20 protein-coding genes are annotated in these 20,957 nt (G+C 66.8%); 6 read left to right on the top strand and 14 right to left on the bottom strand.

Annotation, left to right across the window (positions count from 1 at the left end):
- Positions 1-68: 68 nt before the first annotated feature.
- The 8 genes from trxA to regB form a co-directional block, all read right to left on the bottom strand.
- A complete protein-coding gene (trxA, locus tag PVW49_RS03870; protein ID WP_048533496.1) occupies positions 69-392 on the bottom strand; it encodes a thioredoxin in 324 nt (107 codons plus the stop codon).
- 66 nt (positions 393-458) lie between these two features.
- The gene (addA, locus tag PVW49_RS03865) at positions 459-3,806 is read right to left on the bottom strand and encodes a double-strand break repair helicase AddA (protein ID WP_074836473.1); all 3,348 of its coding nucleotides are present in this window, start codon (positions 3,804-3,806) and stop codon (positions 459-461) included.
- Entirely contained in the window at positions 3,803-6,724 is a 2,922-nt protein-coding gene (gene addB / locus PVW49_RS03860; protein WP_274589938.1) for a double-strand break repair protein AddB, read from the bottom strand. The genes addA and addB overlap by 4 nt, the downstream gene beginning before the upstream one ends.
- On the bottom strand, positions 6,717-7,400 hold the full coding sequence (locus PVW49_RS03855; protein ID WP_274561829.1) for a nucleotidyltransferase family protein: 684 nt from the start codon (positions 7,398-7,400) through the stop codon (positions 6,717-6,719). Before PVW49_RS03855 ends, addB begins: the two co-directional genes overlap by 8 nt.
- Positions 7,397-8,356, bottom strand: a complete 960-nt coding sequence (locus PVW49_RS03850) for an aminoglycoside phosphotransferase family protein (RefSeq protein WP_274561828.1) — start codon at positions 8,354-8,356, stop codon at positions 7,397-7,399. Before PVW49_RS03850 ends, PVW49_RS03855 begins: the two co-directional genes overlap by 4 nt.
- Positions 8,353-8,829, bottom strand: coding sequence for a tRNA (adenosine(37)-N6)-threonylcarbamoyltransferase complex ATPase subunit type 1 TsaE (tsaE, locus tag PVW49_RS03845; protein ID WP_048533491.1), 477 nt, complete (start codon positions 8,827-8,829; stop codon positions 8,353-8,355). The genes PVW49_RS03850 and tsaE overlap by 4 nt, the downstream gene beginning before the upstream one ends.
- A gap of 60 nt (positions 8,830-8,889) precedes the next feature.
- Positions 8,890-10,440, bottom strand: coding sequence for a PAS-domain containing protein (locus tag PVW49_RS03840; RefSeq protein WP_274561825.1), 1,551 nt, complete (start codon positions 10,438-10,440; stop codon positions 8,890-8,892).
- 72 nt (positions 10,441-10,512) lie between these two features.
- Positions 10,513-11,910, bottom strand: a complete 1,398-nt coding sequence (gene regB, locus PVW49_RS03835; RefSeq protein WP_048533490.1) for a sensor histidine kinase RegB — start codon at positions 11,908-11,910, stop codon at positions 10,513-10,515.
- A gap of 90 nt (positions 11,911-12,000) precedes the next feature.
- Here regB and PVW49_RS03830 point away from each other — a divergent pair, with 90 nt between their 5' ends.
- Both PVW49_RS03830 and PVW49_RS03825 read left to right on the top strand, forming a co-directional pair.
- Positions 12,001-12,627 carry an SCO family protein gene (locus PVW49_RS03830; protein ID WP_274589937.1) on the top strand — a complete coding sequence of 209 codons (627 nt, stop codon included), beginning with the start codon at positions 12,001-12,003 and terminating at the stop codon, positions 12,625-12,627.
- A gap of 159 nt (positions 12,628-12,786) precedes the next feature.
- Complete coding sequence (locus tag PVW49_RS03825; protein WP_139211333.1) at positions 12,787-13,332, top strand: ActR/PrrA/RegA family redox response regulator transcription factor; 546 nt, start codon at positions 12,787-12,789, stop codon at positions 13,330-13,332.
- A gap of 86 nt (positions 13,333-13,418) precedes the next feature.
- On the opposite strand, the gene PVW49_RS03820 is transcribed toward PVW49_RS03825, so the two are convergent.
- A complete protein-coding gene (locus tag PVW49_RS03820; RefSeq protein ID WP_048533487.1) occupies positions 13,419-14,015 on the bottom strand; it encodes an HD domain-containing protein in 597 nt (198 codons plus the stop codon).
- A gap of 187 nt (positions 14,016-14,202) precedes the next feature.
- Here PVW49_RS03820 and PVW49_RS03815 point away from each other — a divergent pair, with 187 nt between their 5' ends.
- From PVW49_RS03815 to PVW49_RS03805, 3 genes are all read left to right on the top strand, one after another.
- Positions 14,203-14,505 (top strand): hypothetical protein, encoded by a 303-nt coding sequence (locus PVW49_RS03815; RefSeq protein ID WP_274589936.1) that lies wholly within the window; start codon positions 14,203-14,205, stop codon positions 14,503-14,505.
- Between the two features lie 73 nt (positions 14,506-14,578).
- Positions 14,579-15,967, top strand: coding sequence for an adenosylhomocysteinase (gene ahcY / locus PVW49_RS03810; RefSeq protein WP_274589935.1), 1,389 nt, complete (start codon positions 14,579-14,581; stop codon positions 15,965-15,967).
- 200 nt (positions 15,968-16,167) lie between these two features.
- Positions 16,168-16,509 carry a DUF2853 family protein gene (locus tag PVW49_RS03805; protein WP_048533484.1) on the top strand — a complete coding sequence of 114 codons (342 nt, stop codon included), beginning with the start codon at positions 16,168-16,170 and terminating at the stop codon, positions 16,507-16,509.
- Between the two features lie 396 nt (positions 16,510-16,905).
- Here the strand turns inward: PVW49_RS03805 and PVW49_RS03800 are convergent, their stop codons facing one another.
- The 5 genes from PVW49_RS03800 to tsaD all read right to left on the bottom strand — a co-directional run bounded on the left by PVW49_RS03800 (position 16,906) and on the right by tsaD (position 20,149).
- A complete protein-coding gene (locus tag PVW49_RS03800) occupies positions 16,906-17,301 on the bottom strand; it encodes a DUF1761 domain-containing protein (RefSeq protein ID WP_274561809.1) in 396 nt (131 codons plus the stop codon).
- Positions 17,302-17,408: 107 nt separating this feature from the next.
- On the bottom strand, positions 17,409-17,822 hold the full coding sequence (locus PVW49_RS03795; protein WP_274589996.1) for an EVE domain-containing protein: 414 nt from the start codon (positions 17,820-17,822) through the stop codon (positions 17,409-17,411).
- Positions 17,822-18,091: a YciI family protein gene (locus PVW49_RS03790; RefSeq protein WP_048533481.1), complete on the bottom strand. Its 270-nt coding sequence runs from the start codon at positions 18,089-18,091 to the stop codon at positions 17,822-17,824. Before PVW49_RS03790 ends, PVW49_RS03795 begins: the two co-directional genes overlap by 1 nt.
- Before the next feature lies 1 nt (position 18,092).
- Positions 18,093-19,058, bottom strand: a complete 966-nt coding sequence (locus PVW49_RS03785) for an NAD(P)H-dependent glycerol-3-phosphate dehydrogenase (protein WP_274589934.1) — start codon at positions 19,056-19,058, stop codon at positions 18,093-18,095.
- Positions 19,055-20,149: a tRNA (adenosine(37)-N6)-threonylcarbamoyltransferase complex transferase subunit TsaD gene (gene tsaD / locus PVW49_RS03780; RefSeq protein ID WP_274589933.1), complete on the bottom strand. Its 1,095-nt coding sequence runs from the start codon at positions 20,147-20,149 to the stop codon at positions 19,055-19,057. Before tsaD ends, PVW49_RS03785 begins: the two co-directional genes overlap by 4 nt.
- Positions 20,150-20,202: 53 nt before the next feature.
- Here tsaD and PVW49_RS03775 point away from each other — a divergent pair, with 53 nt between their 5' ends.
- Positions 20,203-20,943 carry a uroporphyrinogen-III synthase gene (locus PVW49_RS03775; protein WP_274589932.1) on the top strand — a complete coding sequence of 247 codons (741 nt, stop codon included), beginning with the start codon at positions 20,203-20,205 and terminating at the stop codon, positions 20,941-20,943.
- The last annotated feature ends 14 nt before the right edge of the window (positions 20,944-20,957 follow it).

Here is a 20,957-nt window from a genome sequence, read left to right as displayed (position 1 = left end):
CCGGTCGCGCCCCATGCAAAAGGGCCGCCGGATGGGCGACCCTTTCACGTGCGAACCTGGGGCTGATCTCAGCCGATGTTCTCTTCGATCCAGCCTTGCAGCGCGGCCTTGGGCGCGGCGCCGGTCTTGTTGGACACCGGCTCGCCGCCCTTGAAGATGAACAGGGCGGGAATGCCGCGAATGCCCAGCTTGGCAGCGGTGTCGGGGTTGCTGTCGACGTCGACCTTGGCGATCTTCACCTTGCCGTCGTACTGCGCCGAAAGCTCCTCGAGCGCCGGGCCGATCTGTTTACAGGGGCCGCACCACTCGGCCCAGAAATCCACCACGACGGGGATGTCGGAATTGCGGACTTCGGCGTCGAATGTCTCGTCGGTTACGGCAACGGTGGCCATGGGCTTTCTCCTGATGAGTCGTATGGGTCGCTTGGAGGGCGAAAGTAAGTACGCCCCCCGGTGGCGTCAAGGCGATGTAGTGCGCGCCAGCGCGGCCGTCACAAGATCGTGTGGCAGGGTCATCAGCGCGGCCGACCGGGTCCAGAGAATGGCGGTTTCGATTTCGTGCTTTGGATAGAGATGCTTAAGCATTTCGGCATAAGCGCCCATCTGCCGCAGCAGCGCCTCCGGCGTGGCGTCGGGGCGGTCGGGCACGGTGGCGTTGGTCTTGAAATCCACCGCCAGAACGCGGGTCTCGTCCAGGATCAGCCGGTCGATCACCCCATGCATCCGGCCGAGCCCGGGCACATCGGCGCTCACCGCCACCTCGGACAGGGTGCCGGGGGCAAAGAGCGCGGCCAGACCGGGGTTCGCCAGAACCGCGCAGGCCTCGTCATGCGCCAGGGCGCGCAGCGCGTCCCCGGGCCGCCGGTCGCGGGCGGCCTCGGGCAGGTCGGACAGCCGTTCGAGCGCCAGATGCACCAGCGTGCCGTGGCGCTTTGCCGCCTCTTCGTCCTGGCCCAGCATGCCCGCCAGCGCATGGGCGCCGCCGAGATCGGAGGGCGCGCGGGTTTCTGCTGGCGCAGGCAGCGCCGCGGCCGGGCAGGTGGCCCAGGCCGGCAGGACAACGGCGGCAGGGTCTTCCGGCGGCTCGGGCACTGCGGCGACGCGCGGCCAGTCGCCACTTTCATACCGCAGCCCTGCGCCAAAGGCGAAGGTCTGCGGTGCGGCATTGGCGGCGCTCATCGCCGTTTCGACGCCGGCGTACCAGCTCTCGCCATCCTTGCCGAGATCGCCCGCCGCCGCCACGATCAGCCAGGTTTCCGCCCGGGTCATCGCCACATACAACAGCCGGTCGCGTTCCTGCCTTTGCCGCTCCTTGGCCGCTTCCAGCGCGTTCGACATGGCGCGGGGGCAGTCGGTGGCGGCGCTTTTCCACACCGCCGTTTCGCCCATCGGCAGCAGGGCGTCGCGCAGCTGCACGGTCCGCTTGGCGGTGTCCGGCAGGATCACGATTGGCGCTTCCAGCCCCTTGGAGCCATGCACCGTCATCACCCGGATGCGGTCGCCGGCGGCGTCCATCTGGCGCTTGATCTCGAGATCGTCGGTCTCCATCCAGATCAGGAAGCCGGTGAGGCTGGGGATCTCGGTCTTCTCGTAGGCCAGCGCCTGGCTGAGCAGAGCGTTGATGCCATCCTCGGCCTCGGTGCCGAGCCGCGCCAGCAGCTTCTGCCGGCCGTCATGCCGCGTCAGGATGCGCTCGATCAGATCATACGGCCGCATGAAATCGGCGGCGTTCTGAAGATCGGTGAGCATTGCCCAGAGTTCGGGGAAGTCCGCCTGCCGCGCCGCCAGCTCGCGCCAGAGGTATTTCTGTTCGCGGCCCTGGGCCAGCTGGTAAAGCTGCCCCTCGTCCCAGCCGCCCAACGGCGATTTCAGCACCGTGGCGAGGCTCAGATCGTCCTCCGGCAGTGCCAGCCAGTTCAGGAGCGCCGCCAGATCGCGCACGGCCAGCTCGGCCCCGACCTTGAGCCGGTCGGCCCCGGCAATCGGCAGCGCCTCTTCCTTGCAGGCGCGGATGATCTCGGCAAAGAGATCCGAGCGGCGTTGAACCAGGATCAGGAAATCGCCCGGGGTCACGGTGCGCCCGGCCCAGCCATGCGGCTCCTTTTTCCACGGGATCGGGGTGTTTTCGGCAAGCATCCGTTTGATCTCGCCGGCAATCCTTCGGGCGAGGGTGACATTGTGGTGGGTGTCGGCGGGCAGGTCGACGGGATCGTCCCAGTCGCCCTGTTCGGCATCGCTGGATTTTTCGACCAGCGGCCAGAGATCGACCCGCCCGCCCATGTCGGATTTGAACGCGCGGTGGGTTTCCTCGCGCGAAAAGCCCGAGCGGGCGCGGGCTTCGAACAGGGTATCGACCAGCCGCAGGATCGCCTCGGCCGAGCGGAAGGAAAATTGCAGCGTGGTGTCCTGCAACGGTTGATCGGCGGCGCGCAGGCGGGTGGCGAATTCGGCCTTCATCCGGTCGAACTCGGCTGGATCGGCGCCCTGGAAGGAATAGATCGATTGCTTCTTGTCGCCGACCACAAATATCGTGCGCGGCGTCTCGGCCCGGGCGCCTTCGCCGCTGGTGAACTCGCGTGCCAGCTCTTCGATCACCCGCCATTGCACCGGGCTGGTGTCCTGAGCCTCGTCGACGAGGATGTGATCGATGCCGCCATCAAGCCGGTAGAGCACCCATTGCGCCACCTTGCGATCGGTCAGAAGCGCCAGCGTCTTGTGGATCAGGTCGTCGAAGTCGAGCCAGCCGCGGGCCAGCTTGGCGGCTTCGTAGCGCGGCAGGAATTCGGCGGCAAAGGCTTGCAGGGCCTGGGTTTTCCCGACCGCCGCCAGGGCGCAACGGGCATCGCGCGCCGCCTCGACCCGGCGCATCAGGTCTTCGAGCCGGTCCATGACGTCGGCCAGCGCGCCCTCGCGCGGCCCCTTGGTGGGAAAGCCGCCGATCTTGGCGCTGTAGGGCCCGGCCTTGGCGCTGGCACCATTGAGTAGCACGCCCTCCAGCACCGCCAGCGCGCCCAGGTCGGGCGCGGTGATCGTCCGCAGTTTCGCCGCCGCCTTCTGATCGTTGGCGCCGCTGCCGGCCAGAACATCCGCGATCTGATGCAGCATCTCGAGCTCGCCGCCCAGAAAGACCTGATCCAGCAGCCAGTCCTCGCCAGCCGTCTCCGGCAGGCCGAAAAGCGCATGCAACTCGGTCCGCGGCAGGCGCCGGAACAGCAATTGCCGGTGGCGCACCACCTCGGTGGTGATCTCGGCGAAATCGGCGGCGGTGAGATGCGCGGCCAGCGCCTCGACCGTTCCGGCGGCCGCGCCGTCGGCCATCTCGTCGACGATCTCGGCCTGGAGCAGCGCGGCGGCGCGGTCCTCCATCTCCTTGAATTGCGGCGAAACCCCGGCCTCGAGCGGAAACCGTCGCAGGATGGCGGCGCAGAACGAGTGGATGGTCTGGATCTTGAGCCCGCCCGGCGTTTCGATGGCGCGGGCAAACAGCGTGCGGGCGCGGCGCAGCGCATCCTCGGAAATATGCCCCTCGATCCCCAGATCGTGCAGCGCGTGATGCAGCGCCGCGTCGTCCTTCATCGCCCAGTCACCCAGGCGCTGGAACAGCCGGTTCTGCATCTCGCTGGCGGCGGCCTTGGTGTAGGTCAGGCAGAGGATGTGTTCGGGCAGCACGCCCTGCAACAACAGCCGCGCCACCCGGTCGGTGAGCACCCGGGTCTTGCCCGAGCCGGCATTGGCGGCCAGCCAGGTGGAACGGTCGGGGTGCGCCGCCTCGATCTGGCGCTGGGTGGCCTCGTCGCGTTGGGTCATGGCACGGGCCTCGCATCGGGCAGGTCGGTCAGCTCCCATTCGCCAAAGCGCGCAAGCTGGTCGTAATCGCCGACGTCACCGGCCTTTTGCATGGCGCGGCGCGCGGTAAAGCCCTGGATCTCGTCCATGTAGCGCGCGATCAGCGTCTCGAACTGTGCCCAGACGGCGGCGGGCGGCGCCTCGGCCAGCGGCGCCTCGCGGTTTTCCGGGCTGGAGCCGAGGCCGAGATAGACCGCGCGCGCGACCTGTGCCGGCGCCAGCCCCTCGAAGCCGCCGGCCTCGGCCACCGCCGCCTCGAGCAGCAGTTGCTTGTCGAAATGTTTCTGTTCGGCCGGGCCGGGGGGCTTGCCGGTCTTGTAATCATAGAGCAGCAGCCGCCCGTCCTCGCGCGCCCGATCGATGCGGTCGGCCTCGCAGGTCAGACGGAAGCCCAGGCGCGGAATGTCGCGGCCGCCCTTGACTTCGAAGCGGATCGGCAGCGCCTCGGCCTGCCTTTCGGTCTCGTCCGCGATGAAGCCATCGGCCACCCGCGCCATTCGCGCCTGCCACATCGCCCGCGCCGAAGGCCAGGGCACCTGCGCGCCCAGAATCTGGGCGGTGGTCGCCAAAAGCTCGGCCCGGCTGAGCCTGTCCGGGTGTTTCACGCTGGCGTCGACGAAATCTTCCAGCACCTTGTGCGCGATGATACCGCGCAACAGCGCGTCGGGCGCCTTGGCCAGACTGTCGAGCGGGCGCAGGCGCAGCACATGTTTAGCATAGATCGCATAGGGATCGCGGATCAGCCGCTTGATCTCGGTCACCGAGAGCTGTTTCGGTCGCGCCTCGGCGGGCGGCTTCGGCGAGGGGCGCGTCGCCGGGGCGGCGGGGGTGACCTTTTCGACGGCATGGGCCAGCGCCAGCCACGACTGGCCGCGCGCCTGCATGCCGGCATGGGCCTCGCGCCCGGTATTGCCCAGCCCGCGCAGCAGGTTGGTCAGCCGGTTGAGCCAGCGCGAGGGCACGGTTTCGGCATCGTCAGAGCGTACCGCGCGGGTTAGCCAGACCTCGCGTGCGCCGACCGCCTGTTGGAAATCATGCGCTGAAAGGCCGATCCGCCGCTCGGGCAGCAAGAGCCCCGCCTTGTCGCGCAGCACCCGGTTGAGCCAGGGGTCGGGCGTTGGCGGCTCCGGCCAGGAGCCTTCGTTCAGCCCGCCGAGGATCAGCAGATCCGCGCCCATGACGCGGGCCTCGAGCGTGCCCCAGATACGGATATGCGGATGGCCGAGGTCGCGGTCGCGCTGTTCCTCGCGCCCGAGCACCGCGCCGAAGAGATCGACGTAATCGCGCGCCGAGAGCGTGCCGCCATGCGGCGCGGCCTCTTCCAGCTTGCGCACCAGTGCCAGGGTCTCGATGCCGGCGACCTGCACCCAGAGATTGCCGGCGCCGTCGCGCGTGTTCCCCGCCGCCAGCGCTTCGGCCAGCGTACGGTGTCGCGCCAGCCACTCGGTGAGCGGCAGCGGCCCCCGCCCGTCCTGCCCGCAGAGCCGCACCAGCCAGGCGCCCCAGTCCGGCGCCTTGCGGTCCTCGGCAAAGCGCGTGAGCATCGCCGCATCGGGGAAGGGCGGGCCATGGCGGCGCAGGTGCAGCTCAAGATCGCGGGTCAGCCGCAGGTGATCGTTGCGGCCCTCGCCGGAATGGCAGAGCGGGTGTTTCAAGAGCGTCAGCAGCGCCGGCGCATCCAGCGGCGCGGCGAATAGCGCCGCCACATGCCGCAGGAACCGGCCCGGCGCGGTCAGTTGCAGCGGGATGCCGGCGCTGTCGTCGGGGATGATGCCCCAGCGGTCGAGCGTGGCGGAGACCTGCCGGGTAAGCTGACGGTCGGGGGTGATCAGCGCGGCGCTCTGGCCGGTTTCGGCGGCCTGACGCAGACGCAGCGCGATGGTCAGCGCCTCCTCCCGCCGGCTTTGCGCCTCGATCAGGGTGACATCCGCGCAGGCACGGTCCAGCTCGCTGAGCTTCGGGCCTTCGGCAAGCCAGGCGTCGGTAACCGGGGCCGGGCGAAGTGCCAGGGAAATCAGCCGGTTGCGTGGCGGGCAAGGGGCGGCGACCCGGTGCCAGTGGTGCACATCCTCGGGGCCACGCTCCAGCGCGCGCATCAGCTTGGCAAAGCGGTATTGCGGGTGGTCTTCGGAGACCAGCGCCTGGTCCAGCGCCGCCCAATTGGCCGGTTTCATGTCGAAATCGAAGCCCGGCAACACCAGCGCGCCCTGCGGCAGATGCGCCACCGCCCGCATCAGCGCCGAGGCCGCCCCGCGCGAGCCGGTCGAGCCAGCGAGGATCACCGGATGCTCCGGCGGATCGCTCTGCCAATGCTGCGCCAGCGCCTCGGAGATCATCCGCAGCCGCGCGGTGCCATCCGGCGCGTCGGTCTCGGGATCGAAGAATTGCTGCACGATCGCCAGGAAATCGCGGGCGCGCTGCCAGTGGCCGGATTGGTCGGTGACGTCGAGCGCTTCGATATCGGCGGGGGTCACGCCTTCGCCCTGCATCTCGTCCATCAGCCCGGCCAGCGAGTCCGCCAGATCAAAGAGCGCGGCGCGCGGGGCCATGTCGGGCTGAGCCTCGAGCAGGCCGGAGACCAGCTGCACCAGCTCCAGCCGGCGTTGCAGCGGCGCGACCGGTTCGGGGATCTCGGCAGTCCAGGGCGGCTCGACCTCGGAAAGCACGCGAATTCGGGGCAGGATGCGGGGCGGGCCGGCATCAAAGATCGCGCGGATGCGGCGGCGCATGCGTTCGGTGTTGACGATCAGCTCGACCCGCGCCAGCGCCTCTGGCGGCTGACCCTGGCACCGCGCCAGAAGCCCATCCACCAGCGCTTGGGGAAAATCCACTCCGGGGGGCAGGCCAAAGACGCGGGGGGCGGCGAGGCGCTCAAACATAGGCCAGCATGTCCTCTGCGATTTCAATGGCATCGGGGTGGCCGACGTCGCACCAGTCGCCCTGGTAGGCAAGGCCGTACATCCGCCCCGCCGCGAGCATCGGCCGCCAGAGATCCCACATCGAGAATACCCGCGCCTCGATCTGCGCCAGCCCCTCGGTCTTGATGATCTGGACCCCGGAATAGACCGCACCGGGGCCGCGGCTGAGCCGGCCGTCGTCGCCGATCAGGAAATCGCCCTTGCCCTTGTGGCCATGCACCTGTGCCCGGGGCACGCAGAGCAGGAGCGCGTCCATCCGTTCTGCATTCCACGCAGCGCAAAGCGCATGCAGCGGATTGGGGCCACGCCAGACCGCATCGGTGTTGAGGGTAAAGACCGGCCCCGCGCCGAGCAGCGGCAACGCCTGTTTCAGCCCGCCGCCGGTTTCCAGTACCTGCGGCGCCTCATGTGAAATCGCCACCCCCGAGCCGTTCAGATGAGCCGCCAGCATGTCGCCGCGATAATGCGCATTGGCGACCACCCGGGGCAGGCCCAGCGGTGTCACCAGCTCGAGCGCATGGTCAATCAGCGTGCGCCCCGCCACCTTGACCAGCGGTTTTGGCCGGTCGTCGGTCAGCGGTCGCATCCGCGTGCCCAGACCGGCGGCAAAGAGCAGGGCGGCGTCGGGCTGGCTCATGCCGGCACCACGGGGCTGGGCAGCGGGGCGAGGGCCTCGCGGATCGGCGCCAGGGCGGGATGCGCCAGGTCGGCCTGAAGATGGCGCCAGACGCGGGGTTGCAGGGCCAGGTATTGCGGTTTGTGGCGGGCCGCCGCGAGGCGGGAAAAGATGCCCAGTATCCGCAGGTTGCGCTGGGCGCCCAGCAGAGCATAGGCGGCGCGGAACGTGGCGCTGTCGGCTCCGGTACGGGCGATGAAAAAGGCGATGATCTCCTCCTCGGTTCCGGGCGAGACGTCGCGGCGGACGTCTTGCAGCATAGATACCAGATCATAGGCCGGATGGGTGGCGAATGCGTCCTGAAAATCCAGCAGCCCGACCTGGCGGTCGCCTTTCCGGTCGGACAGAAAGACCATGTTCTCGGCGTGGAAATCGCGCAGGGCGAGCACCGCCGGCTGCGCGGCCACCGGGCGCAGCGCCTCGGCAAAGGCCGCCTGCACCGCCGGCAGCTGGCCGGACTGTCCGGGCGCATAGAAGTCGAAGGCCGGGGCGATCATGGCCGCCAGGGCTTCGGCCGTCATCGGGGTCAGGCCGCCCGGCAGCGGTTTGCCGTGCAGCCGGGCCAGAAGCGCGGCCGCGGACCGGTAGAGCGGCAGCTCGCGTGCGGGGTCGTCGGCCATGACCCGGGTGAACAGCGCGTCGCCGAAATCCTCGAGCAGCAGGAAGCCGGCCTCTTGATCCTCGGCCCAGAGCGCGGGGGCGGAAAAGCCGTAGTGATAGAGATGCTCGCGGATCGCGAGAAAGGGCTGCACCGGTCCGCAGGTGGCGGGATCGGCGTCCATCAGGATGAGGCTGCCGGTGTCGCCGGATATCCGTTCGTAGCGCCGGGCCGAGGCGTCGCCGGCCAGCGCGCGGCGCGTCCAGCCCGCCCGCCCGGCTCGCGCGAGGAAGTGCAACAGCGCCTCTTCACGGCTCATGCGGCGAGCGCTCCGGGCAGGTCATCCCAGCGTGGCGCGCTCCAGCTCAGGGTCAGGATGCGGGAATTTTCGGCCTGGCCGGGCTCGAATTTCAGGTGCAGCGCATTGGCCGGGATTAGCGAGCCCAGCCGGTCGGGCCACTCCACCAGGCAGATCGCCGCCTCGAAGGCCTCGGTCAGACCCAGTTCCTCGACCTCTGAGACATCGCCCAGCCGGTAGAGATCGCTGTGCCAGATCTCGCAGCCCTGGGTCTCGTAGGTCTGAACCAGGGTAAAGGTCGGCGAGGGCACGTCTTCGGGCAGCGGCAGGCGGCTCTGGATCAGGCAGCGCGAGAAATGCGTCTTGCCGGCGCCGATGCCGCCTTCGAGCAGGAGCACGTCGCCCGCCATCAGCCGCGCCCCCAGCCGGGCGGCAAAGCGGCAGGTGGCCTCCGGCGAGGTCAGGCACAGGGTCAGCATCTGCGTGGCGTTCATGGCCGGACATTACCGTGCACATCGCCCCGTGCAACCCATGAAACCTCAGATTGTGGCCGATCATCGGCCGACCGGCAACCGGTCGCTCGTTTCCGGCGCGTCGGGCGACAGGCTGGGACGGGTAAAGGAGACCAGCGTCGCCCCGCCGGACAGCGGTTCGGCGCAGAAGACCAGCCGGCCCTGTTGCTGGTGCAGCACCTCGGCCCTGCGCGGCACCCTTTCGCCGAAGGAGGTGACAAAGCCCTGCAACCCCTCCCACGCCGGGCAGGGCGCGCATTCCGATTGCCAGATGCGCAGCACGTCGGGCACCGTGGTTTCGGCAAAGCTGCTGTCGGGATCAAAACGCCACATCTGGCGAAAGGCTTCGTTGGAAAAGGTCAGGATGCCAAGCTGAGAGAACACCGCCAGCGCCTTTTCCTGACGGTCGAGCACCGCGTGGCTGGTTTCCAGCTCGGCCCGGAACCGCCGGGTGAGCGAGATCTCGGCGCTGATATCCTCGAACAGAAAGGCGATGGCGCCGTCGGGATGCGGTTTGCCGGTGATCCGGTAGGTCAGCCCCGAGGGCAGGTTCCAGGTCTTGGAATAGCGGCCGTCGCGGGCGGCGGCGATCAGCGCGCCGATCTTGTCGCGCCAGCTGGCATAATTCTTCGGCTCCGGCATGATCTGGTGTTCGCGCAGATAGTCAAAGAACGCCGCCAGGCTGGGCTTGGCGGTAAGAAAGTCCACCGGCATCGACGTCAGATCGAGCAGCGCCGGATTGAACAGCGCCAGCCGCTGGTTGCGGTCGAAAATCGCCAGCCCGGTCGAAAGATGGGCAAAGGTTTTGCTCAGGGTCTGGACGAAATTGCGCTGCGCCTGCTCGGCATGCACCACGGCGTCGATATTGCTGGCATAAGACAGCAACCCGCCGGGCGTCTTGCGGCTGGTGACCGCAAACCAGTTGGTGGCCGCGCCTTCGCCCGGTTGCAGCGGCACGCGCAGCGGGGCCTCGGGCGGGCCATCCTCGGGAAGGGCAAACAGCGGCTCGTCGCCGGGTTGCGTGGCGCCGGCCTGCGCGGCGAGGCGGCTGTAGGCGTGGTTGTGCCAGCTCACCCGGCCAGCGTCATCGACCAGCCAGATCGGCGTCGGCGCCTCGGCCACCGCATTGCGCAGAAAGCGCAATTCGTTGGCCCGATCAAAGGAAATCTGCCGGTCGAACTCCTCGGGCGCATTGTCGAGCAGGGAGACGTGCACCCGGTCGCCGACCCGGGAAAACACCAGCCGCCCGCCATCGTCCTGTGCCAGCGCGGCATAGGTGCGGCGGCGCTCGGCCATGGCGGCAAAGACATCGCCGGGCCGGTCGGGCAGATCGCCAAAGCGGGCGCGAAACACCGCGCGCAGATCCTGCCAATGGTCGCCGGCGTCCGATCCGGCCTGCTGGGCCAGCACCGAGGCCGGTCCGGTGGCATCCACAAGCTCGGTGTCGCAAAACACGAAGCAGGTCCGGTCGTCGGCCGGGGTGTTCAGGGAAACAGGACCGGCGCGGCGCAGGGCCACCGCGGTCAGCAGTGTCCCGAGCAGGCTGCCGAAGAGCAGCACGGTGATTTCGGGGATGGTCAGGTCGACAGGCATCGAATCTCTCCCTCGCCTCACCATCGGACGCCAAGGTTAACAATGTCTTAAGCGGTCTTGCTGCCCCGCCGGTCAGATCTCGATCGGCCGGTTCTCTCCCAACGGCTCCGATCCTGCGCCCAACTGGGCGTCAAGCTTGCTGCGGGGCCAGATCACCTCGACCACGGCGCCGCATTTTTCGCCCGCCGCGCCGCGCGGCTCATAGGGATCGGAGGCATTGGCAAAGCTCAGTTCGGCGCCGGAGCGTTCCAGCAGGGTCTTGGCGATGAACAGCCCCAGACCCATGCCTTCGTACCCCGGCCGGCGCTTCCTGTCGGCCTCGCCGCGCCGCCGCCGGACAAAAGGATCGCCGATCCGGCCCAGCAGTTGCGGCGGATAGCCGGCGCCGTCATCGACGATGCGCACCGAGATCAGGTCATCGGTCCACATGGTGTCGATCCAGACCGTCCCGCGCGAGAAATCGACGGCGTTCTGCACGAGATTGCGCAACCCGTGGATGATCTCGGGTTTGCGGCTGACAGTGGGCACGGTGAATTCGCCGCCGGGGCCCGGCGCATGTTCATAGTGAATCGTCTTGCCGCGTTCCTCATGCGGCTCGGCGGCCTCGCGGATCAGTTCCGACAGCGGCGCGCGACGAAGCTGCATGTCCTCCTTGCCGGCGCGGCCCATCGACCGCAGGATATCGCGGCAGCGGTCGGCCTGGGCGCGGATCAGCAGCGCGTCTTCCTTCAGGTCGGGACGGTCGTCCAGCTCTTCGGCGATCTCGGCGCTGGCCAGCTTGATCGTCGCCAGCGGCGTGCCCAGCTCATGTGCGGCGGCGGCCACCACGCCGGCCAGATCGGTCAGCTTCTGTTCGCGCGCCAGCGCCATCTGGGTGGCGGTCACGGCGTCGGACATGGTGTGCAGCTCGCTGGTGACCCGGCGGGAATAGACCGAGAGAAAGATCAGCGCGATCACCATGGCTAGCCATTTGCCAAAGACGAAGATGTTGGGCGTGCGCAGCAGAAAGCCCTCTTCGGTGCGCAGCGGCAGGTGATAGACGGCCAGCAACGAGACCATGAGGATGGCGGTGGCGGCGATGAAGATCGTCGGCCGGGTGTTCAGAACCGCCGCCGAGATCAGCACCGGACCGAGCATCAGGATGGCAAAGGGATTGTGCAGCCCGCCGGTGAGAAACAACAGGAACGCCAGCTGCAACAGGTCAAACAGGCCCATCAACATGTTCTCGGTCGAGCTCAGGCGCTTGTTTTCCGGAAAGATCGCGATCGCCACGAGGTTGCCCACCACCGACAGGCCGATGGCGAAATAACACAGCCCGATCTCGAGCGAGAGGTTGAACCAGCGCTGGGCGACGATCAGGGCGGTGAGCTGACCGAAGATGGCGGCCCAGCGCAGCATGATCATGGTGCGCAGGCGGACCCAGTTGCCTCTGCGGTGCTCGGTCAGAAAGTCCGATCCCAAATCCGTCATCTGCTACGTTTTGCCCCTTGATCCCCAACCCGAGATTGATACGTCTCCCGCGAGTTTCGATCAATCATCATCATGTTACAGGAGAAGCCGATGGGCCGCATCGCCGCCTTGTTTGCCGGAGTAGCCGTGATCGCATTTGGCGGCGTCGTGGGGTACAAGTATTTTCAGGGCGACGCGTCGGGCGATCCGTTCGCCCAGTGCCGCAGCACGGCCGTGGCCGGCGGCACCGATGCCATCGGCGGGCCCTTCACCCTGATCGACAGCGCCGGCGCGTCGGTGACCGATGCCGATGTGATCACCGAACCCTCGATCCTCTATTTCGGCTATACCTTCTGCCCCGATGTCTGCCCGCTGGATTTCGCCCGCAATGCGCAGGCGGTCGATCTGCTGGCCGCGCAGGGCCACAGCGCCACGCCGGTCTTCATCACCGTCGATCCCGAGCGCGACACCCCCGAGGTTGTGGGCGATTTCGCCTATAACAACCATGAAAAGGCCATCGGCCTGACCGGGACGCAAGAACAGGTGCAGGTGGCCAGCCGGGCCTATCGCACCTATTACAAGGCACAGGACAAGAGCGACGAATATTACCTTGTCGATCATTCGACCTTTTCCTACCTGGTGCTGCCCGAGCATGGCTTTGTCGAATACTTCCGCCGCGACATCTCGCCGGAAGACATGGCGGCGCGCACGGCCTGTTTCATCGAGGCGGCCGGGTGAGCGGGAAACCGGCTGTGACCACGGTGCAGAACTTTCGTGCATTAACTTGCCAGCTGCTACCTTTTGCGCCGGTTTGCAGGTTTGACACGACCGGGGACACTCTCAATAATCGCGTGAAACGGTGAGCAACCGATCGGGAGGAGCGACGATTTGGCCGAAATGACGGGGCACGAACTGGGCGAAGACAAATCGCTTTTGCTGGTCGACGATGACGAACCCTTTCTGCGGCGGCTGGCCAAGGCGATGGAAAAGCGGGGGTTCGATGTCGAGACCGCCGGATCGGTCGCCGCCGGCCGCGCCATTGCCACTGCCCGGCCGCCCGCCTTTGCCGTTGTCGACCTGCGGCTCGACGATGGCAACGGGCTCGATGTCGTCGAGGTGCTGCGCGAACGTCGGCCCGACAGCCGGGTCGTGGTGCTGACCGGCTATGGTGCGATTGCCACCGCCGTGGCGGCGGTCAAGATCGGCGCCACCGATTATCTCTCGAAACCCGCGGATGCCACCGATATCACCAATGCGCTGCTGGCCAAGGGGGACGACCTGCCGCCGCCGCCGGAAAACCCGATGTCGGCCGACCGGGTGCGCTGGGAGCATATCCAGCGGGTCTACGAGCTTTGCGACCGCAACGTGTCCGAGACCGCGCGGCGGCTCAACATGCATCGCCGGACCTTGCAGCGGATCCTGGCGAAACGCTCGCCAAAATAGCCGCAGGCGCGCCCGAGACCGGCGCCGGAGTGAGGGGGCAGCCCCTCACACTTCCCGCGGTGTTTTCGAACGGAAGAAGCCGGGGATCAGCAGAGTTGCAGCAGCGCCGCGTGCCGGGCGGTGAAATCGTCACGCACCTCGCGCGGGGGGCGCAGGGTGATCGACAGGCCCTCGATCAGGGTCTTGTCGGGGCGGCCAAAGAAACCGTTGGCCTCTTTTTCGGTGAACCCGGCGATCTGGGTGGCTTCCATCCAGGCGCTGACGCGGTCGGCGCGCTTGATCTGTTTCTTGACGCTGACCGGCAGGGCAGCGGGCAGGCCGAAACGGATGTGGATGGCGGCGGTGAGCCGGCTGTCGAGCTCGCCGTAGCTGGCGCCGACGGCGGCCTTGACCGGCGAGATCATGTCCCCGATCACATATTCCGGCGCATCATGCAGCAGCGCGGCAAGCTGCCAGCGGATCGGCGCGCGCGGGTTCATCCGGCGGAACAGCGCCTCGACCAACAGTGAATGTTCGGCCACGGTATAGGCGAAATCGCCCATGGTCTGGCCGTTCCAGCGGGCGACAAAAGCCAAGCCATGGGCGATATCCTCGATTTCGATGTCCATCGGCGTCGGATCGAGCAGGTCGAGCCGGCGGCCAGAGAGCATTCTTTGCCATGCGCGCGGGGGTTTGGGGGGCATCTGGTGTCTCCGTTCGGGCATCGGTCCTAGCCCGGTTGCGGCTGCGCTGCAAATCCAAACCCACGGCCGAGCACGAGATCGTCACCCGGTGTTAATGGAACCAAAGGGCCGGAGTGCGCATTTGTATACCAGAGAACCCCGGGCCTGCGTGCCGGCTTGCATGAGGCCCCGACCAAGGAGAAGCCCCATGTTCAAACGTCTTTTTACCGCCTCGCTGGTTTTTGGCGCCGTCGCCCTCGGCCCGCCTGCCCTGGCGCAATCGACCTGTATGCCGCGCGACAATCTGGTCGATTCGCTGAACAGCAAATTCTCGGAAACGCTCGCCGGTGGCGGCTTGCAGACCGAGCAGCGTCTGATCGAAGTCTGGCGCTCGGCCGATTCCGGCACTTTTACCATCATAATGACCCGCCCCGATGGCATCTCTTGCGTGCTGGCCGCCGGTCAGAACTGGCACGACAGCGCAGCCGTCCCGGCCGGCGTTTCTGGCTGACACCCCTCACCTTGCCCAGAGAGGGCACCGGTGCTATTTGCCGTCCGACGCTATTACCGCAAGGACCGCAGATATGACCAGTGACTTCAAGGTACGAGATATTTCGCTCGCCGACTACGGCCGCAAAGAGCTGGATATCGCCGAGACCGAAATGCCCGGGCTAATGGCCCTGCGCGAAGAATATGGCGCGGCCAAGCCGCTGAAAGGCGCCCGCATCGTCGGCTCGCTGCACATGACGATCCAGACCGCCGTGCTGATCGAGACGCTGGTGGACCTGGGCGCCGATGTGCGCTGGGCCTCTTGCAACATCTTCTCGACCCAGGACCATGCCGCCGCGGCCATCGCCAAGGCCGGCGTGCCGGTCTTTGCCGTCAAGGGCCAGTCGCTCGAAGAGCACTGGGATTACCTCGACAAGTCCTTCGCCTTCCCCGAAGGCGCCAATATGATCCTCGACGATGGTGGTGACGCCACGCTCTATGTGCTCTTGGGCGCGCGGGCCGAGGCGGGCGAGGATATCCTCGCGGTGCCGGGCTCGGAAGAGGAAGAGGTGATCAAGGCGCAGATCCAAAAGCGCATGAAGGAAAGCCCCGGCTGGTTCACCAAGACCCGCGACGCGATCAAGGGCGTTTCGGAAGAGACCACCACTGGCGTGCACCGGCTGTATGATCTGCACAAGAAGGGCCAGCTGCCCTTCCCGGCGATCAACGTCAACGACAGCGTGACCAAGTCGAAGTTCGACAACAAGTACGGCTGCAAGGAAAGCCTCGTCGACGGAATCCGCCGCGCCACCGACACCATGATGGCCGGCAAGGTTGCCGTGGTCTGCGGCTATGGCGACGTGGGCAAAGGCTCGGCCGCGAGCTTGCGCGGTGCAGGGGCGCGCGTCAAGGTGACCGAGGTCGATCCGATCTGCGCGTTGCAGGCGGCGATGGATGGCTTTGAAGTGACGCTTCTGGAAGATGAGATTGCCACGGCGGATATCTTCATCACCACAACCGGCAACAAGGACGTGATCCGCATCGAGCACATGCGCGAGATGAAGAACATGGCCATCGTCGGCAACATCGGCCACTTCGACAATGAAATCCAGGTGGCGAGCCTGAAGAACCACAAGTGGACCAACATCAAGGAACAGGTCGACATGATCGAGATGCCCTCGGGCAACAAGATCATCCTGCTCTCGGAAGGGCGTCTCCTGAACCTCGGCAATGCCACCGGTCACCCGTCGTTTGTGATGTCGGCGTCCTTTACCAACCAGGTGCTGGCGCAGATCGAGCTCTGGACCAAGGGCGAGCAATACGACAACCAGGTCTACATCCTGCCCAAGCATCTGGACGAGAAGGTGGCCAAGCTGCACCTCGCCAAGATCGGCGCCAAGCTGACCGAGCTGGCGCCCGAGCAGGCGGCCTATATCGGCGTGACGCCGGAAGGCCCGTTCAAGCCGGAGCACTACCGCTATTGAGCCACAGCGCGCTCCCTCGGACCCCGGGGGAGCGCGCCCTTCTGCCGCCATCGGGCGGCCCGCTGCGGCATCTGTGCCACGCGCTCCCCGAAGGGGGAAATCCCCACCCATATTAACCGTTGCCAGACCGCTTTGAGTGTCTGATGCTGCGCGGGGCCAAGCCAGAGCCCGGATGTACGGGACAAAAAGGGGAGACACTCATGGGAAAACGCGACGATCTTATTGCGCAATATGCGGATGATCTTCGGACGAAATGCGGGACCGAGCCGGATATGGATCTGTTGCGCAAAGTGACCATCGGATGCGGCCCGGCGATCTACAACGCCGATGCATCGACGGTCGCGGGCACGCAGCCCGAGGAGTTGCAGACCGTCAAAGACAATTTCCTGGTCAAGAAGCTGGGCCTTGGCGACGGGCCGGAGCTGATGGATGCAATCACTTCGGTGATCGAGACCTATGGCCGCTCCGAGCGCAACAAATACCGCGCGGTGGTCTATTATCTCCTGACTAAGCACTTTGGCAAGGAATCGGTCTACGGTTGAGCCAAACCGATTTGACGAATATTCGGAGAGGCGTTTCGCAAGGAAGCGCCTTTTTCATTTCCGGTTGTCGAAAAAAACCGGCAATGCCGGGGCTTGGTGGCGAAAGGGCAAGGCCGCGCCGGATGCCCTTGTTTTGTTGACCCGTCTGGCGGATGGACGGAGAACATTTACTCCATTTTTACCAAGCGGGATGAAGCTATCCGCGATTTAGGGAAAACCCTAACTTCTTAAGATTTGGATCGGGGGCGGCGTTAAGCTATTAAAGTTTCATCCCGACCAGAAAGGTTGGAGCCGAAATTCAGATCACGAAGGATGTGTGGGAGCGTCCGGGGTGAGAGGAGAGGGCTCTGACTTGATCGAAGTCAGGGCCCTTTTGCCGTCTGCCGCCCGGTCGTTTCAAAGCAGCACCAGCACCAGCCCCATCAGCGCGCAGGCCGAAGTTGCATAGCCGCCGTCGATCAGCGACAATTTGAACGGCCGGCCGCCATAGAGATTGTTGATGACGATCCAGGGGCTGATAAAGAACAAGCCGATGCCCAGGCCGGACAAAAAGCCCTTGCCCAGGGTATCGACGCCGGAGAGCGCGAAGGTGTGGCGCATCATTCCGGCGACCAGCAGCAGCATGACAAAGGTGATCGCGAAGATCGCCGGCGATTGCCCGCCCTCGGGCTTGCCATCCGCCCCGCGCTTGATGCCGGCGGCGGCCATCCAAGGCTCGGCCATCACCATGTACCAGACCGCGCCAAGGCCGAAACCGACGGCGGCGGCGATGAGGACGCTGAGAAAATCCATGTGAGTCGCTCCCTGCAAGCACGCCCGAGAATTCAGGCGAAATTAACCTTACCGCAGGATCACCGGTTTCCTTACAATTTCAATTGTTTTGTTGCCCTTAACCGCGATCAGAGCCCGCCGAGGCCACAGATATGCCGCCATTCCGCTTCGCCGACAGGCTGCACCGACAGGCGGGAGTTCTTGACCAGCACCATGTCCGACAGCGCCGGATCGGATTTGATCGTGTCGAGTGTCACCGGCTGCGGCAGCGGCTCCACCGCGCGGATATCGACGCAGTCCCAGCGGTCGTCGTCTGTCGTGCTGTCGGGATGCGCCGCAGCGCAGACCTCGACGATGCCGACGATCTCGCGGGCCTTTTGCGAGTGGTAGAAAAAGCCGCGGTCGCCCACGGCCATCTCGCGCATGAAATTGCGGGCCTGGTAGTTGCGCACGCCGTCCCATTCCTCGCCCGCCGCGCCCTTGGCGAGTTGATCCGCCCAGGACCATGTGGAGGGCTCGGATTTGAACAGCCAATAGCGCATCAGCCGACGACTTTCTTCCATTCGATCAGCTCGACCTTGTCGAACAGCGCGGCCTTGGCATACGGGTCATTCGCCGCCCAGCTCTCTGCCGCTTCCATGTTCTCGACATCGAGGATCACCAGCGAGCCGATCATGCCGTCGTTTTCGATCAGCGGCCCGGCCTGAAACACCACCCCGGTCTCTTCGATATAGGCGAGATGGGCGTCGCGGTTGTCCTTGCGGGTTTGCAGGGCACCGGCTTTGTCGCGGGCGATCAGGGCTATCAGCATGTCACTCTTCCTTCAGGGGTCGGGCGAGAAGCTGGTCCATCGCTGCGCCGACGTCAAGCTCGCCGGCGATGATTGCGGTGACGGCACGGGTGATCGGCATTTCGACCCCGTGGCGCTCGGCAACCCCGAGCATGGCGCGGGCGGTGGCGGCGCCTTCGACGGTGGTGCCGGCGGCAAACTCCTCGTTGCGGCCCAATGCCTGGCCGAAGCGGTAGTTGCGCGACTGGGTCGAGGTGCAGGTCAGCGTCAGGTCGCCAAAGCCCGAGAGGCCTGCCAGGGTTTCCGACCGGGCGCCAAGCGCCTGGGCGATGCGGGTCATCTCGGCAAAACCGCGGGTCATCAGCGCGGCACGGGCCGACTCGCCCAGCCCGGCGCCGATCACCACGCCGCTGGCGATGGCGATCACGTTCTTCAGCCCGCCGCCCAGTTCGGCGCCGGTGACATCGGTGGTGCGATAGAGCCGCAGGTTGCGGGTCGAGAGCTGTTCCTGCAATCTCCGGCCGCATTCCTTGTCGCCGCAGGCCAGCGTCAGCGCGGTGGGCAACCCCCGGGCAATATCGGCGGCAAAGCTCGGTCCGGTCAGGATCGCCGCCTGTGCCTGCGGCAGGATGCGGCTGATCAGGCTGACCGGGCCTTCGCCGGTGCGCAGGGAAAACCCCTTGCAGCAGGCCACCAGAGTCTTTTGCGCCAGCGTCCCGGCATTGTCGGTGAGCAACGTCTCGAGCTGTTGCATCGGCACCGAGAGCAGCAGGGTGTCGGGCGCGGTGGCCTCGGCAAAATCGCCGGTGGCCGTCAGGCGCTCGGGAAAGCCCGCGCCGGGCAGGCGCCGAGCGTTTTCGCGCGCGGATTGCATCTCGGCCATGGCGGCGGCATCGCGCCCCCAGAGCACCACGTCCCGGCCGGCGGCGGCCAGCGAGATGGCCAGCGAGGTGCCGAAAGCGCCGGCTCCGATCACGCCGATACTCATGCCTTGGCTCCTTTCTTGCCGCTGCCCAGCATCGGCGCGGCGCTTTTGTCCAGCGGCCAGCGGGGGCGGGCCGCGAGGGTCATGTCGTCAACCTTACCCAGCGTCATGCGTTCCAGCCCGGCATAGGCGATCATCGCCGCATTGTCGGTGCAAAGCGCCAGCGGCGGCGCGGTAAAGCCCGCGCCCGCCTCGGCGCAGACCGCTTGCAGCGCCGCGCGGATCGGCTGGTTCGCGGCGACGCCACCGGCGACGGCCAGCATCGGCTGCGCCGGCGACTCGGCGAGATAGGCCGCAAGCGCGCGGCGGGTCTTTTCCGCCAGCACATCCACCACGGCGGCCTGAAACCCGGCACACATGTCGGCCCGGTCCTGTCGGGTCAGCCCGCCCTTGTCGGCGATCACCCCGTCGCGGGTGCGCAGCAAGGCGGTCTTCAGCCCCGAAAACGACATGTCGCAACCCGGCCGGTCGAGCAGCGGGCGCGGAAAGGCAAAGCGCCGGGCCGCGCCCTGTTCCGCCTCGGCCTCGACCGAGGGGCCCCCGGGCTGGGCCAGCCCGAGAAGCCGCGCGGTCTTGTCGAAGGCTTCGCCGGGGGCGTCGTCGATGGTGCCGCCGAGGCGGGTGAACTCCTCGGGGCCGCGGGCGATCAGGAACTGGCAATGGCCGCCGGACACCAGCAGCATCAGGTAGGGGAAGGCCGCGCCGTCGGTCAGCCGCGGGGTCAGCGCATGGCCGGCCAGGTGGTTCACGCCGATCAGCGGCAGGCCGGTGCCCGCCGCAAGGCCCTTGGCGCACATCACGCCCGAGACGACGCCGCCGATCAACCCCGGCCCGGCGGTCACCGCGATGCCGTCGAGCGCGTCAAAGCCCAGCCCGGCCCGGGCCAGCGCCTCCTTGACGCAGACATCGAGCCGCTCGGCATGGGCTCGGGCGGCGATTTCCGGCACCACGCCGCCAAACTCCTTGTGCAGCCCGGTCTGGCCCTCGACCACCGAGGCCAAGACCTGGGCCGCGCCGGGGGCGCCGCGCACCACGGCGGCGGCGGTGTCGTCGCAGCTGCTTTCAAGGCCGAGAAGGGTGAGCGATTGGGTCATCTGACGCGCCGGTTCGTTGCGGAGGGAACAGGGCGCAGGTAACACTTGCCATGATGGCAAACAATCCCGCCCAACACCCGCCCGCGCTGCTGCTGACCCGGCCCCGCGTCGATGCCGAGAGCTTTCTGGCTGATCTGCGCCGGAGCGTCACGCCCGGCACCGTGGTGATTTCGCCGGTGCTGCGGATCGTGGCCACGGGGGCGGTGCCAGATCTGGCCGGGGTGACGGCGGTGATTTTTACCTCGGCCAATGGCGTACGCGCGGGCAAGCTGCCGCCCGGGCTGCGCGCTTTCTGCGTCGGGTGCAAGACCACGCAGGTGGCGCAGGCGGCCGGGTATGTCGCCGAAATGGTGGGCGAAACCGCCGATCAGCTTGTCGCGCATCTGGCCGGGTTGCGGCCCGAGGGTGGCATGCTGCACCTGCGCGGCCGGCATGCGCGCGGCGATGTGGCGGCGCGGCTCACCGCGATGGGAATGAACGCGCGCGAAACGATCGTTTATGATCAGCAGGCCTGTGACTTTACTCGCGAGGCGCGTGCGCTACTTGACGCAGAGAAGCCGGTGATCCTGCCGCTGTTTTCCCCGCGAAGCGCCGAGATCGTCGTGCGGCAGGCCCGGGCGCGGGCGCCGCTCTGGGTCGTGGCGCTCAGCCCGGCGGTGGCCGGCTGTGCAGCGCCCCTGAAACCAGAGCGGCTGGTGATCGCCGCGCGGCCCGATCGTGCGGCGATATGCGCAGCCGTGGCCGGGGTCATTGGTGGGGGAAGTCCGCTTGAGGGGCCCTCGAGGGTGCCATAAGGTAATGATATTGC

The organism is Marinovum sp. PR37 (assembly GCF_028807375.1).
GTDB lineage: Bacteria > Pseudomonadota > Alphaproteobacteria > Rhodobacterales > Rhodobacteraceae > Marinovum > Marinovum algicola.
This window is presented reverse-complemented; position numbering and strand designations above follow the sequence as displayed.